Source organism: Brevundimonas naejangsanensis DSM 23858 (assembly GCF_000421705.1).
In the GTDB taxonomy this organism is placed as follows: Bacteria; Pseudomonadota; Alphaproteobacteria; order Caulobacterales; family Caulobacteraceae; genus Brevundimonas; species Brevundimonas naejangsanensis.
Genome location: NZ_ATXN01000005.1, coordinates 19370 through 32176 on the forward strand (window position 1 = coordinate 19370; position 12807 = coordinate 32176).

At 67.7% G+C, this 12807-nt stretch carries 14 protein-coding genes; 4 read left to right on the forward strand and 10 right to left on the reverse strand.

What is annotated here, in order from left to right:
• Nucleotides 1-36 precede the first annotated feature (36 nt).
• The 7 genes from H556_RS0111190 to H556_RS0111220 form a co-directional block, all read right to left on the reverse strand.
• Nucleotides 37-1059: an isopenicillin N synthase family dioxygenase gene (locus tag H556_RS0111190; RefSeq protein WP_024354509.1), complete on the reverse strand. Its 1023-nt coding sequence runs from the start codon at nt 1057-1059 to the stop codon at nt 37-39.
• A gap of 54 nt (nt 1060-1113) precedes the next feature.
• Nucleotides 1114-1890, reverse strand: a complete 777-nt coding sequence (locus tag H556_RS0111195; protein WP_245559474.1) for a DUF4908 domain-containing protein — start codon at nt 1888-1890, stop codon at nt 1114-1116.
• A gap of 129 nt (nt 1891-2019) precedes the next feature.
• On the reverse strand, nt 2020-2745 hold the full coding sequence (gene phbB, locus H556_RS0111200; RefSeq protein WP_003169616.1) for an acetoacetyl-CoA reductase: 726 nt from the start codon (nt 2743-2745) through the stop codon (nt 2020-2022).
• Between the two features lie 101 nt (nt 2746-2846).
• Entirely contained in the window at nt 2847-3917 is a 1071-nt protein-coding gene (locus H556_RS0111205) for an NAD(P)-dependent alcohol dehydrogenase (RefSeq protein WP_024354511.1), read from the reverse strand.
• A 4-nt stretch (nt 3918-3921) separates the two neighbouring features.
• Entirely contained in the window at nt 3922-4689 is a 768-nt protein-coding gene (locus tag H556_RS0111210; RefSeq protein ID WP_024354512.1) for a DUF72 domain-containing protein, read from the reverse strand.
• Between the two features lie 105 nt (nt 4690-4794).
• A complete protein-coding gene (locus H556_RS0111215; protein WP_024354513.1) occupies nt 4795-5037 on the reverse strand; it encodes a hypothetical protein in 243 nt (80 codons plus the stop codon).
• 105 nt (nt 5038-5142) lie between these two features.
• The gene (locus tag H556_RS0111220) at nt 5143-5925 is read right to left on the reverse strand and encodes a hypothetical protein (RefSeq protein WP_155802473.1); all 783 of its coding nucleotides are present in this window, start codon (nt 5923-5925) and stop codon (nt 5143-5145) included.
• A gap of 155 nt (nt 5926-6080) precedes the next feature.
• Between H556_RS0111220 and H556_RS0111225 the strand changes: the two genes are divergently transcribed.
• Together H556_RS0111225 and H556_RS0111230 are read left to right on the forward strand one after the other, a co-directional pair.
• Nucleotides 6081-6443: a hypothetical protein gene (locus H556_RS0111225; RefSeq protein WP_134581616.1), complete on the forward strand. Its 363-nt coding sequence runs from the start codon at nt 6081-6083 to the stop codon at nt 6441-6443.
• A gap of 85 nt (nt 6444-6528) precedes the next feature.
• Complete coding sequence (locus tag H556_RS0111230) at nt 6529-7323, forward strand: TSUP family transporter (protein ID WP_024354516.1); 795 nt, start codon at nt 6529-6531, stop codon at nt 7321-7323.
• Here the strand turns inward: H556_RS0111230 and H556_RS0111235 are convergent.
• Complete coding sequence (locus H556_RS0111235) at nt 7320-8681, reverse strand: glutamate--cysteine ligase (protein ID WP_024354517.1); 1362 nt, start codon at nt 8679-8681, stop codon at nt 7320-7322. The two genes, H556_RS0111230 and H556_RS0111235, sit on opposite strands and share 4 nt — an antisense overlap.
• A 71-nt stretch (nt 8682-8752) precedes the next feature.
• Entirely contained in the window at nt 8753-9472 is a 720-nt protein-coding gene (locus H556_RS0111240; RefSeq protein ID WP_024354518.1) for a 16S rRNA (uracil(1498)-N(3))-methyltransferase, read from the reverse strand.
• Here H556_RS0111240 and H556_RS0111245 point away from each other — a divergent pair.
• A complete protein-coding gene (locus H556_RS0111245) occupies nt 9458-9958 on the forward strand; it encodes a hypothetical protein (protein WP_155802474.1) in 501 nt (166 codons plus the stop codon). The two genes, H556_RS0111240 and H556_RS0111245, sit on opposite strands and share 15 nt — an antisense overlap.
• A 49-nt stretch (nt 9959-10007) precedes the next feature.
• Nucleotides 10008-11525 carry an ABC1 kinase family protein gene (locus tag H556_RS0111250; protein WP_024354520.1) on the forward strand — a complete coding sequence of 506 codons (1518 nt, stop codon included), beginning with the start codon at nt 10008-10010 and terminating at the stop codon, nt 11523-11525.
• Here H556_RS0111250 and H556_RS0111255 read toward each other — a convergent pair whose 3' ends face one another.
• Complete coding sequence (locus tag H556_RS0111255; RefSeq protein ID WP_024354521.1) at nt 11526-12689, reverse strand: acyl-CoA dehydrogenase family protein; 1164 nt, start codon at nt 12687-12689, stop codon at nt 11526-11528.
• Nucleotides 12690-12807 lie beyond the last annotated feature (118 nt).

A 12807-nucleotide genomic window follows, 5' to 3' on the forward strand; every position in this document is an offset into this window, starting at 1 on the left:
CCGTCGGCCCTTTATCGTTGCCATCGTTCCGCCCGGTCAGATCAGGCGGATTTCCTTCAGGCGCTCGGTCAGGAAGTCCTCGGCCAGGATGGTCTTGCCCGCATAGCGGTCCGGGTTTTCCGCCGTGATCGTCGACGGCAGGGTCTCGATCGGGAAATCCGGGTTGAAGTGCAGGAAGAAGGGCGTCGAATAGCGGGCGAAGCCGCGACGCTCGGGCGCCGGATTGACCACGCGGTGCGTCGTCGACGGCAGGACGTGGTTGACCAGCCGCTGCAGCATATCGCCGATGTTGACCACCAGCGCGCCCGGCGGCGGGGCGATGTCCAGCCACTCTCCGTCCGAGTCCTTCAGTTGCAGCCCGGCCTCTTCGGCGCCCAGCAGCAGGGTGATGACGTTGATGTCCTCATGGGCGCCCGCGCGCACGCCCTCGGCGTCGGCCGGGATCGGCGGATAGTGCAGCAGGCGCAGCACGCTGTTGCCCAGCTGGACCTTGTCCTCGAAATAGGCGTCGTCCAGCTTCAGATAGCGGGCGATGGCCTTCAGGATGCGACGGCCCAGTTCGTCCAGACCTTCGTACAGACCGTAGACGTGCGGACGGAAGCCTTCGACCTCGGTCGGCCAGACGTTGTCGCGCATGTATTTGCGGTAGGGGTGGCCCTCCGGCAGTTCGCGGCCGGTGTGCCAGAATTCCTTCAGGTCGACCGCCTTGGCGCCCTTGGCCGCCTCGACGCCGAAGGGGGTCAGGCCGCGCGCCCCGCCGGTGCCGGGCTGGTGGTATTGGCGCTTCACATCCTCGGGCAGGGCGAAGAAGGCCTTGGCGTCGCCCACAGCGGCGTCGATCAGTCCCTGATCCAGACCATGATCGGCGATGACGGCAAAGCCGTAGCGGGCGAACGAAGCGCCCAGGGCATCCGAAAAACCCTGAAAGTCGGCGTCATAGTCCTTCATCGACACCGGGACGATGGCGCGGGTCTTGGCCTGATCTTCGGCGGAGACGGCGGTGAGGGAAGAGGTCACTGTGAAATCAGCCTCTGTGATGGTGAGTATGGCGGCCCTCATACGCCCAATGGGCGCGAAAGGGCAGATGGGACAATTGGCGCCTTTGGTCCCAGGTCAGTCCTGCGGGATCACCGCCCGGATGACGCGCGCCGAGGACGGCCGTCCGGCGATGCCCCGGCGCGGATCGACCACCACGCGCAGGTCGCCGCCGGAATAGGTCACCGACGAGCGCTGCCCCTCGATGACGGTGATGCTGCGCAGCCGGTCCAGGAAGGGGCGGGCGCTGGGCGAGCGGGCGATGCGGACCACGGCGTCGGTGGTGACGATCAGGGCCTCGATGCACAGGGCCTCGGATTCCTGGCCGTCCACATTGATGCGGACCAGCCGGCCCATCGCCTCGGAGACCAGGCCGCTGCGGCGCGCCATCAGATTGAACATCTGCACCGGCCCCAGCGACGGCGGCGCCAGGCTGACCGGCGGCCCGGCCAGCGACACCGGCGAACCGCCGGGCGTCCGCGTCGTATAGACGGTGATGCCGCCCCCGGCGGTGACGCGCAGCACCTGATCCCCGGCGTCGTTGCGATAGATGGTGTCGCCGCGCGGCGCCGAGGACGGGCGCAGGGCCCAGGTCTCGGTCGAGCGCTCGAACCGCAGCAGGGTCAGCGACCCGGCCTGATCCAGCACAAAAGCCTGCCCCGCCTCCGAGACATAGCGTCCGGGCTGCGGGGTGGTGCGGATGACCGACTGGTCGCGGATCGCCCGGCTCTGCTCGGCCTGGGCGTTGGAACGCGTCTGAGCCTGCGCCTCGGCCGCTGCGATCCCGCAGGCCAGGACGATGGCCAGGGCGATGGCCAGTCCGGCCGTCGCCCCGCTGCGGCGCCAGGCGCGCACGCAGACGCTCCCCGCGACACGAGGCGTCGCGAGGAGGACGGCAGGCGGATTCTCCGCCACGGCTTGGACCGCAGACCTCATGCTTTCAGAGGTGATATGCGCGAACGGCGGATTTTGGGCGAACGCGGCTTATCCAACCAGGTACTGCCCGCCGTTGAGCGACAGGGTGCAGCCTGTGACATATCCGGCACGCTCGCCCGACAGCCAGGACACCATGTCGGCGATCTCCTCGCCCTTGCCCAGGCGACCGACCGGAATCTGGGCGACGATGGCGTCCAGCACCTTCTGGTCCATCGCCCCGACCATTTCGGTGTCGATATAGCCCGGGGCGATGCAGTTGACGGTCACGCCCTTGCGCGCGTTCTCCAGCGCCAGCGCCTTGGTGAAGCCGATCATCCCGGCCTTGGCGGCGGAATAGTTGGTCTGGCCGATCTGGCCCTTCTGGCCGTTGATCGAAGAGATGTTGACGATGCGGCCGAAGCCCCGGTCGCGCATGCCGTTGATCACCTGGCGCGTCATGTTGAACACGCTGTCCATGTTGACGCGAATCACGTCGGACCACTGATCGGCGCTCATCTTGTGGAAGAAGCCGTCGCGGGTGATCCCGGCGTTGTTGACCAGCACGTCGATCGGGCCCAGCTGCGCCTCGACCTCCTGCACGGCGCGCGCGCAGTCGTCGAACGAGCCGACGTTGCCCTTCACCACCATGACGCCCAGTTCGCGGGCGGTGGCCTCTGCGGCCTCGGTGTTGCCGGAATAGCCGGCCGCGACCTGAAACCCGTCTTCCTTCAGTCGTTGAACGATCGCCTTGCCGATGCCCCGGGTGCCCCCGGTGACGAATGCGGTACGCGTCATGACGTCTCCCTGTCCTGTGCGGCGGCCGTCGTGGTCGCGACGCCGTCCGCCTCCCTTGGACGCCAGCCTTAGCGCGGCGCGCGTCGAACGAGAAGACGGGGTTACGCCGTCGCGGCCAAGCGGCCCATGTCGATGACGAAGCGATAGCGCACGTCCGACCGCTCCATCCGTTCATAAGCCTGGTTGATCTGGTCAGGGGCGATCACTTCAATATCGCACACGATCCCGTGTTCGCCGCAGAAGTCGAGCATCTCCTGAGTCTCGCGGATTCCGCCGATCAGCGAGCCGGCGATGCGGCGGCGGCGCCACAGCAGGGGCATGGCGAAGACCGGCAGCCCCTCTGTCGTCAGCCCCAGCATCACCATGGTCCCGTCACGCGCCAGCAGATTGACGTGGCTGGCGATCTCATGCGTGGCCGAAACGGTGTTGATGATCAGGTCGAACTGTTCGGCCGCCGCCTTCATGGCGTCTGCGTCCGAGTTGATCAGGAAGTGTCGGGCGCCCATCCGCTCGGCGTCGGCCTTCTTGCGGTCCGAGGTCGACAGCACCGTCACCTCGGCGCCCAGGGCGGCGGCGAGCTTGACCGCCATATGGCCCAGCCCGCCCAGGCCGATCACCGCCACCTTCGAGCCCGGCCCCACGCCCCAGGTCTTCAGCGGGGACCAGGTGGTCACGCCCGCGCACAGCAACGGCGCCGCCGCATCCAGCGGCAGGCTGTCGGGGATCTTCAGCACGAAGGCCTGATCGACGGTGATCCGGTCCGAATAACCGCCCTGGGTGATCGTCTGGCCGACGCCTGCGCCCTTGAGGTCGCGCGAGCCGTAGGTCTGGGTCATGCTTGGCTCGCAATACTGCTCCAGCCCCTCGCGGCAGGCCGAGCAGGTCCGGCAGCTGTCCACCATGCAGCCGACGCCGACGCGGTCGCCTTCCTTGAAGCGCGTGACGTTCGCGCCGACCGCCGTCACCACCCCGGCGATCTCATGACCCGGCACGATGGGATAGCGCGTTCCGCCCAGATCGTTCTTCACCACATGCAGGTCCGAGTGGCAGACGCCGCAGTATTTGATCTCGATCGCCACGTCGTCCGGCCCCGGATCGCGCCGCTCGAAGCTATAGGGGCTCAGCGGCTGGTCGGCGGCGGTCGCGGCGAAGGCGCGTGTGGCGATGGGCATGGATTCAGTCCTTCAGCTTGGCGTCCCGGAGTTGGGCGATCAGCGCCTGGGCCGCCGCCGGGTTCCGCACCTTGGCCCCCGAGATAAAGTAGGCGAAGACATCGCCCCGCCCGGCCCAGCCGCGCGCCTGTGCCGCCACCGCGTCTAGCTCGCCGGAGGTCATGCCCGTCGGCTCGTCCTCGCGGCTGGACATCAGCCGGGCGTAGGTAAAGTCCGCCGTCGCCTCGTCGATCTGCGGCCAGGTCGGCTCCTCGTCGTCGACCGCATAGACGATGGCCGCGCCATACTTCCTCGCCAGATCATAGAACTGTTCGGTGGCGAAGGTCGGGTTGCGCACCTCCAGCGCGTGGCGCAGCCGCACGCCGTCCTTCTCCTTCGGCAGCAGCTTCAGAAAGCCCTCGAAGTCCTCCGGATCGAATTTCTTGGTCCCCATGAACTGCCAGTTGATCGGCCCCAGCTTGTCGCCCAGCACCGTCAGCCCCTGCGACAGGAAGCGCTCAAAGCTCTCGGCGCCGTCGGCCAGGACCTTTCTATTGGTGCAATAGCGGCTGGCCTTGACCGCAAAGACGAAACCGTCCGGCGTCTCGTCGCGCCACTTCGCCCAGCTGTCGGGCTTGAAGGTCGAATAATAGGTGCCGTTGATCTCGATCGAGGTCAGCGCCCGACTGGCGAACTCCAACTCCCGCTTCTGCACCAGCCCCTGCGGATAAAAGACCCCCCGCCACGGCTCGAACGTCCAGCCGCCGACGCCGATATGGATGGATCCTGTCATGGCCGCGCCTCCTGATGCAGGCCGCTTGATCGCAGAAATCAGCGGCGGCGGCTACGGAAAGCGGATGGTGTGAAGGTCTGAAAGGGGTGGGAAGCGGACGTTCCGTCAGCCCCATCCTCCGGCCATCTCGGCAATGCTGCCCACGCCGAAACCCGCCCCCACCAAAGCAACGAATATCCCGGCTGAAATCAGGGACCACCTGATGTGTCGGCGTTCAGGCTTTCGCTGATGCGCCAATGCCCACCAAACAGGTAGGAAGTGAGCCGCGCCGACGAACCACGTAACAACCGCCGCGATCCAGATCGCGATGAAGACATACAACATGGCTTGGGCTAACGGGGTCATCATCTGTTGTCGCCCATCAGACGAACGGCTGCAACGGGTCGTGAAGCGAAGTCCGCCTCAATCCAGCTTCCGGACATTGAGCGAGCCAGCCACACGGGCGCCCTCGCCTCAGCCTGAAACGCAATCTCCCGCCCCGCCGAAGACCACCGCGCGCGGATTGGGCGGGCGCAGGCGGGCCAGCACGTCGCGGCGGCTGGGCGGTCGGCCCCAGCGGGTGAAGTCCAGGCCGTAGCGCCTCAGCGTCGCCTCATGCGGCAACCACAGCGAATGGCGCGACAGCCAGGCCGCGCGGGGCGTCGTCTCGCCGGGGATCGTGACCTGGGTCTGAATGTCCGACAGCCCGATCTGGGCGGCGGCGCACGCCAGAATGCCGGGGTCGGCGCCTCGCGCGGCGTAAAGGGCGCGCAGCCGTCGCGCGCCCCGGGCGATCTCGTCCGGAACGGCCTCGTTCAGCGTCTGATAGTTGGCCTCGATCACCGGCGAGGAGTGGTGGAAGCTGACGAAGCCCGCCCGCTCTATGGTGCGCGTCGCCCCGGCGGCGAAGATGGCGTTGGCGCAGGCGGAGGTGCACTGGCCCCGCACCGTCACCGGCAGGCGCCGCGCCAGGATCACCTCGGCCGCGTCCAGCGCGGCGTTCTCGTCGCCGCCGCCGCTGTCGATCACCAGGCCCTCGACGCTTTCGTCCGACAGGGCCAGGGCCAGGGCGGCGCCCGAGGCCGGGCTGAAGGCCCCGCGAAACACCACGCGCGGCCCCTCGCGCGACAGCAGCCACTGGGGCCGCGCCGGGCCGGCGGACATTTCGGTCGTGGCTGGCGATGCGGGCGACGCCGTCGCCGCCTGCGGCGAGGCGACGGCGATCAGGGCGGAGGTCACGGCGGCGATCAACGACACAGGCTTATGAGCCTCCTTGCAGGACCGCCACCATGCGCCCGCCTAGGCGTCTGTGTCCAAGCCAAAGATGAGGGCCCGGCGCCGCGCCCCGTGGCGAAGAGGTTGGCCTCCCCGCCAACTCGTGCATAGTGATGCTCGACAAACGGAGGTCGGTCATGTTGTTGGCGGTTCTGTTCTACGGCGTTACGGCGTTTGGCGGCCAGACGGGGGCCCAGCCCGCGCCGCCGTCCAACCATCAGGTCATCCGCCCCAGCGCCGACCGGGCGGACCCAACCATGTGGCGCTTTCAGGACATGGATGATCGCCGCATGATCGACGAGATGCGCCGCGAGCGCGTCCGACAGAACTACGAAGCCGCCGTGATCAATCAGCGCCGGCTGCTGGCCGACGAGCTGGACAAGCTGATCGCCGCCAATGAATGCGGTCAGGCGACGGACCTGGCCCAGCGCGCCGGCTATCGCGACATCCGCGAAGGCGTCGCCAGCGCCTGTCAGGCCAGGGCCGGTTCGAGCTCCTAAGGCTTCGTCGCCGATTTAAACGCCAGAGCGTGGCGGTTCGCCGCCTGCGGGGCTATAGCGCCAGCCTGACCGGAGTGCTGTGCGCGTGTTCGAACTGACGCCTGAAATCATCGCCCTGTTGGGCGTCGCGTCGGTGATCGCCGGCTTCATTGACGCCATCGCCGGGGGCGGGGGGCTGATCTCGCTTCCGGCCCTGCTGTCGGTGGGGCTGAACCCGGTCGCCGCCATCGCCACCAACAAGGTTCAAGGCAGCGTCGGCACGGCCAGCGCCCTGTGGAACTTCTGGCGCAAGGGGCGGGTGGATTTCCGCCTGATCCGCTGGCCGCTGGCGCTGGTCGCGATCGGATCGGGACTGGGCGCCTTCGCCGTGACCCTGGTGGATACGCGCTGGCTGATGATCCTGCTGCCGGTGCTGCTGATCGGCATCGCGCTTTATTTCCTGCTCGGACCCAAGGCGGCGGACGAGGACGCCCACGCCCGGCTGACGCCGCTGGCCTACGCCTTTGTGGCGGGCGGGATCGGCTTTTACGACGGCTTCTTCGGGCCGGGGACGGGGTCGTTCTTCGCGTTGAGCCTCGTCATGCTGCTGGGCATGGGGCTGACGCGGGCGACGGCGCACACCAAGGCGCTGAACCTGATGAGCAATGTCGTCGGCATCGTCGTTCTGGCCGTCGGCGGCCATATCGTCTGGGTGCTGGCCGGGATTATGGCGGTGGGTCAGTTCATCGGCGGGCGGCTGGGTTCGCACGCGGCCATGCGCTTCGGTCCGCGCCTGATCCGGCCGCTGCTGGTGGTGATTTCGCTGGCCATGACGGCGCGGCTGCTGTCCGACCCCGCCAATCCGCTCAGGGCCATGATCGCGGGCTGGCTGGGTCTTTAATAGGCGTAATCGCGATAGACGCGGCTGATGTCGCCGCCCCATTCGCCGTTGTACAACTCCAGCAGGCGATCGGCCGAGGTCACGCCGCTGTCGGCGATGTCTTCCAACTCGGTGATGTAGCCGCGCTCGTCCACCATGCCGCCGCTGAAGCGGGCGCGGTTCTTCAGGCCCTGCTTGGCGATGTTGACCATGTCGACGGCGATGTCGCGCGCGCTGCGGCCGCCCACCTCGGCCTTCAGGCCCAGCCGCGTCACGTCGCGGCGCAGGCGCTCGTGGTCGGCGATGTCCCAGTCCTTGCACAGGTCCCAGGCCGCGGCCAGCGACGGCGCGTCGTACAGGATCCCGGCCCACAGGGCGGGCAGGGCGCAGATGCGGCTCCACGGCCCGCCGTCGGCGCCGCGCATCTCCAGATACTGTTTCAGCCGCACCTCGGGGAACAGGGTGGTCAGGTGGTCGGCCCAGTCCTGAACTGTGGCCCGGTCGCCCGGCAGGGCGTCCAGCTTTCCGTCCATGAAGGCGCGGAACGACTGGCCCGACAGGTCGACATAGGTCTCGCCGCGCTTGGCGAAATACATCGGCGCGTCCAGCGCATAGTCGGCGTAGCGCTCATAGCCGAAGCCGTCCTCGAACACGAAGTCCAGCATCCCGGTGCGATCCGGGTCGGTGTCGGTCCAGACGTTGGCGCGCGCCGAGACGAAGCCGTTCGGCCTGCCCTCGGTGAAGGGGCTGTTGGCGAACAGGGCGGTGGCGATGGGCTGAAGCGCCAGCGAGGTGCGGAACTTCATCACCATGTCGGCTTCGCTGTCGAAGTCGAGGTTCGCCTGAATGGTGCAGGTCCGCAGCATCATATCCAGGCCCAGCCTGCCCTTCTTGGGCATATAGGCGCGCATGATGTCATAGCGGCCCTTGGGCATGACGGGGATGTCCTCGCGTCGCCACATCGGGTCGAAACCCAGCCCGAGGAAGCCCAGATTCAGCTGATCCGCGACCTGTTTGACCTCCATCAGGTGCTGGCCGGTCTCGTTGCAGATGTCGTGAATGTCCTTCAGCGGGGCGCCTGACAGTTCGAACTGTCCGCCCGGCTCCAGGCTGATCGAGGCGCTGAAACCCTCGGCGTTCTTGCGCTCCAGGGCGATGACGTGATCGCCCTCCAGCACGGGCGTCCAGCCGAAGCGCGTCAGCCCGTCCAGCATGGCCTTGATGCCGCCGGGGCCGTCATAGGCCGGGCGACGCAGCGTCGACTTGTCGAAGCCGAACTTCTCGTGCTCCGCGCCGATGCGCCATTGGTCCTTGGGCTTCTCGCCCTTCGACATGGCGTGGATCAGCTGGTCTCTGGAAAGGGGCGCCGTGTCGGACATCTGTAACCTCTGCTGTCGCGGCTAGATGGGCCAGCCAGCGGCCGGGCTCAAGGGGGGGGCGGCGGAAACTTCTAGCGATCCCAGTCGCCGACCGCCGCCTGCCACAGCGTCATGGCGGCGATGGCGGCGGTGTCGGCTCTCAGGATGCGCGGACCCAGCGAGACGGCGGTGGTGAAGGGCAGGGACCGCAGCCGCTCGCCCTCCTCGGGCGAGAACCCGCCCTCCGGCCCGATCAGTATGGCCCACTTGCCGTCGCCCGCGTGCGTCAGCGCCGACACCGCGGGCGCGCCGCCTGTCTCGTCGCAGAACATCAGCCGACGCCCGTCCTCCCAGCCGTCCAGCAGGGCGTCCAGCTTCACCGGATCATCCACCGCCGGCACGTCCATACGGCCGGTCTGCTCGGCGGCCTCCTTGGCGATGGCGTCCAGCCGGTCCAGCCGCAGACGGTCGGCGTTGGTACGGTGGGTCAGCGCCAGCCGCACCCGCCTGGCGCCCAGTTCGGCGGCCTTCTCGACGATGGTCTCGACACGGGCCTTCTTCACCACGGCGACGATCAGCTCCAGATCGGGGCCGTAGGCCTGCGGCCGCATCTGTTCCTCGGCGCGCAGGATGACGCCTTTCTTCAGCACCTCGGCGACGCTGACGCGCCACTCCCCGTCGCGGCCGTTGAAGACCAGCAGTTCGTCGCCCGCCTTCAACCGCATCACCTGCGTCAGATAGCGCGACTGGTCGAGCGTGGGCGCCACGGCGGCGCCGGGGGCGAGGTCGCCCTGAACATGAAGACGGATCATGTGACAGACTTAGCGAGGGCGGACACGATCGTCATCCCGGTCCGGCAGAATGCCGGTGAAATCCGTCTTGCGGATGGTCGCGCCCTCATTCACTTATCATGGTTATATGTTGGAGGCCCTGAAATGCTGCGAGAACTGGAGCGTCGGGCGGGGCCTTTTGCAGCCATCGCTGTAACAGGGATTGTCGCGGCCGGGACCTATGCGCAGTTCGCCTTGCCTTATCACCGGGGCGGAGCAGAGCCGGTGGGATGCTATTTTTATGACGCGCTCTTCATTGGCGTCAGGTGTGCTCCGGACATGCCGGGCATGCTTGCTGGAGGGTTGACCATCAGTTGGTATTTGACATGGGGCGTGTACTGGCTGGCGTTGGCTGCAGTGATGCCGCCGTTCTTCGGCGTGCCGGTGCTGGGCCTGTGGGGCCTTGTGATCCGAAGCGGGGCGCGCTGGATCTGGAGCAAACGTTCACAGCCTGCCTTGCATCCCTGAGAACGGATGTATGAAGGGAACGCGGCCGTTTCGCCCGCGTTCGTCTGTCATGTTCACAACCTTGGCCGTTGCGGCGCGCGATCGAAAACGACTGGCCGAGATTTCCGGCGTCGCCGCCCGTTTCGGGCTGGAGGCCGTGCTGCTGCGCCTCGGCCTCGGCGGCGGGGGCGCGGACGAGACGGACGGGCCGGAGCCCCTGCCGCGCCGCACCCGTCAGGCGCTGGAGGCGCTGGGCCCCACCTTCGTTAAGCTGGGCCAGATTCTGTCCACCCGCTCGGACCTGCTGCCCGCTGACTGGATCGCCGAGTTCGAACAGCTTCAGAGCGCCGGTCCCACCCTCGACTTCGAGACGCTGCGGCCCGAGGTCGAGGCCGCGCTCGGCGGGCCGCCGGAGCAGGTCTTCGCCCGTTTCGACGCGGCGCCCCTGGCCGCCGCCTCCATCGCCCAGGTGCACCGCGCCGCCCTGCACGACGGGACTGAGGTGGTGGTCAAGATCCGCCGCCCCGGCGTGCGTCCGCGCGTCGAGGCCGACCTGCGCCTGATCGCCGAACTGGCCCGCCGCGCCGAACAGTCCAGCGCCGAGATCGCCCGCTATCGCCCGCGCGCCCTGATCGCCCAACTGACCGAGGCCATGCTGGACGAGCTGGATTTCACCACCGAGGGCCGCAACGTCGACCGCTTCGCCGCCGACTTCGCCCGCAACCGCGATGTGGTCATCCCCGCCGTCTATTGGGAACACACGACCGACAGCGTGCTGGTGCAGGACTATCTCGACGGCGTCCCGCCCATAGACGCCGCACGGCTGAGGGCGGCGGGCGTCGATCCGCACCGACTGGCTCGCGTCGGCGCCGAGGCCGTGCTGGACATGGTGCTGGTCAACGGCCGCTTTCACGCCGATCCGCACCCTGGAAACCTGCGCGGTCTGTCGGGCGACCGGGTGGGGCTGCTGGACTTCGGCATGGTCGGGACCGTGACCCCGCGCCGCCGCGCCGAGCTGATCAGCTTCGTCCAGTCGCTGGCCGCCGGCGACGGCGCCCGCATGGCCGAGGTGCTGGCCGACTGGACCGAAGGGACGGACGTTTCGCGCAGCAGCCTGACCGCCGGGGCCGAACGGCTGATCGCCCGCCACGGTCAGGGCGCGGTCGACCTGCCCGCCATCGTCGCCGATCTGATGGGACTGATGCGGCAGGAAAGGGTAGCCGCCCCGCCGGATCTGGTGCTGATCCTCAAGGCGCTGGTGACGATCGAGGGCGTGCTGTCGCGCGTCGATCCCGATTTCGATCTGGTCCAGACCATGAAGGGCGCCTGGAGCCGCGCCCTCTTCTCCAGCCGTAGTCCCGAGGCACTGCGCAACCGCCTGATCGGCGCCTTGCTGGACCTGTCGGCGGCCAGCGACGACCTGCCCCGCCTGATCCGCGCCGCCTCGCGCCGCCTGGCGGCCGAGCCCGCCACGACGGCGACTTCGGACAAGGAAACCGCCCGGTCGATCGTCTCGGCCGGGCGGTGGATCGCCGCTTCGATTGTCATCTCAGGCGCCCTGATCGCGGGCGCCCTGCTGCTGCGCTGACTACAGCGTCCGCGCGATCAGCAGCTTCATGATTTCGTTCGTGCCGCCGTAGATGCGCTGGACGCGGGCGTCCTTGTACAGCTGGGCGATCGGATATTCGGTCATGTATCCATAGCCGCCGAAGAGCTGCAGCATCTCGTCGATGGTCTCGCCCTGAATGTCCGTCACCCAGTATTTGGCCATCGAGGCCGTGGCGGCGTCCAGTTCGCCCTTCAGGTGCAGAGCAATGCAGTGGTCGACGAAGACCTTGGCCACGGTCAGCTTGGTCTTGATCTCGGCCAGCTTGAACTGGGTGTTCTGGAAGTCGATGACGCGCTTGTCGAAGGCCTTGCGTTCCTTGACGTAAGCCAGCGTCGCCTCCAGCCCGCGCTCGGCGGCGGCCACGCCCTGAACAGCGATGTTCAGCCGCTCCTGCGGCAGTTGCTGCATCAGCTGGACGAAGCCCTGGCCCTCGGTGTCGCCGATGACGTTGTCCAGCGGAACCTTCACATCGTTGAAGAACAGCTCGGAGGTGTCGTTCGCCTCCATGCCGATCTTGTGCAGGTTGCGGCCGCGCTCGAAGCCCTCGGCCCCATCGGTCTCAAGGCAGATCAGGCTGGTGCCCTTGGCGCCCTCGGCCGGGTCGGTCTTGGCGACGACGATGATGAAGTTGGCCAGCTGGCCGTTGGTGATGAAGGTCTTGGAGCCGTTCAGGACATAGCAGTCGCCCTGTTTGACGGCGGTGGTCTTCACCCCTTGCAGGTCGGAGCCTGCGCCCGGCTCGGTCATGGCGATGGCGCCGACCAGTTCGCCCGACTGCAGGCGCGGCAGCCAGCGCGCCTTCTGCTCGGCCGTGCCGTAGTGCCAGATGTAGGGCATGACGATGGCGTTGTGCAGCGAGACGCCGAAGTGGTCCGCGCCCTTCCAGCCCAGTTGGCGCATCAGCACCACTTCGTGCCGATAGTCGCCGCCGAAGCCGCCGTCCTCTTCCGGCAGCGACAGGCCCAGCAGGCCCGCATCGCCCGCCGCATTCCACAGCCCGCGCGGCACCGAGGAGGCGGCGATCCACTGCTGGAACTTCTCTTGCGGCGCGTGCTCCTCGATCCATTTGGCGACGGAGTCGGAGAAGAGGACGATCTCCTCCTCGCGCATGAAATCGGGTTCGGGGCTGCCTAGGACGTTCATGAAAGGCGATCCTGCTTTCTCCCTCCCCTTCATGGGGAGGGTGGCTGAGGCCGCCAGGCCGAAGCCGGGTGGGGGCGGCAAGGCAAGGCAGACTCTCTGTGGCGGAGGGACGGGCGCG

What these genes read in the sequence shown, in the direction of transcription:
- H556_RS0111215 (WP_024354513.1), bottom strand. Translation starts at nt 5,037, where the DNA reads ATGATGACCCCGTTAGCCCAAGCCATGTTGTATGTCTTCATCGCGATC.
- H556_RS0111205 (WP_024354511.1), bottom strand. Translation starts at nt 3,917, where the DNA reads ATGCCCATCGCCACACGCGCCTTCGCCGCGACCGCCGCCGACCAGCCG.
- H556_RS0111235 (WP_024354517.1), bottom strand. Translation starts at nt 8,681, where the DNA reads ATGTCCGACACGGCGCCCCTTTCCAGAGACCAGCTGATCCACGCCATG.
- H556_RS0111250 (WP_024354520.1), top strand. Translation starts at nt 10,008, where the DNA reads ATGTTCACAACCTTGGCCGTTGCGGCGCGCGATCGAAAACGACTGGCC.
- H556_RS0111225 (WP_134581616.1), top strand. Translation starts at nt 6,081, where the DNA reads ATGTTGTTGGCGGTTCTGTTCTACGGCGTTACGGCGTTTGGCGGCCAG.
- H556_RS0111255 (WP_024354521.1), bottom strand. Translation starts at nt 12,689, where the DNA reads ATGAACGTCCTAGGCAGCCCCGAACCCGATTTCATGCGCGAGGAGGAG.
- H556_RS0111245 (WP_155802474.1), top strand. Translation starts at nt 9,458, where the DNA reads ATGAAGACGGATCATGTGACAGACTTAGCGAGGGCGGACACGATCGTC.
- H556_RS0111240 (WP_024354518.1), bottom strand. Translation starts at nt 9,472, where the DNA reads ATGATCCGTCTTCATGTTCAGGGCGACCTCGCCCCCGGCGCCGCCGTG.
- H556_RS0111190 (WP_024354509.1), bottom strand. Translation starts at nt 1,059, where the DNA reads ATGAGGGCCGCCATACTCACCATCACAGAGGCTGATTTCACAGTGACC.
- phbB (WP_003169616.1), bottom strand. Translation starts at nt 2,745, where the DNA reads ATGACGCGTACCGCATTCGTCACCGGGGGCACCCGGGGCATCGGCAAG.
- H556_RS0111210 (WP_024354512.1), bottom strand. Translation starts at nt 4,689, where the DNA reads ATGACAGGATCCATCCATATCGGCGTCGGCGGCTGGACGTTCGAGCCG.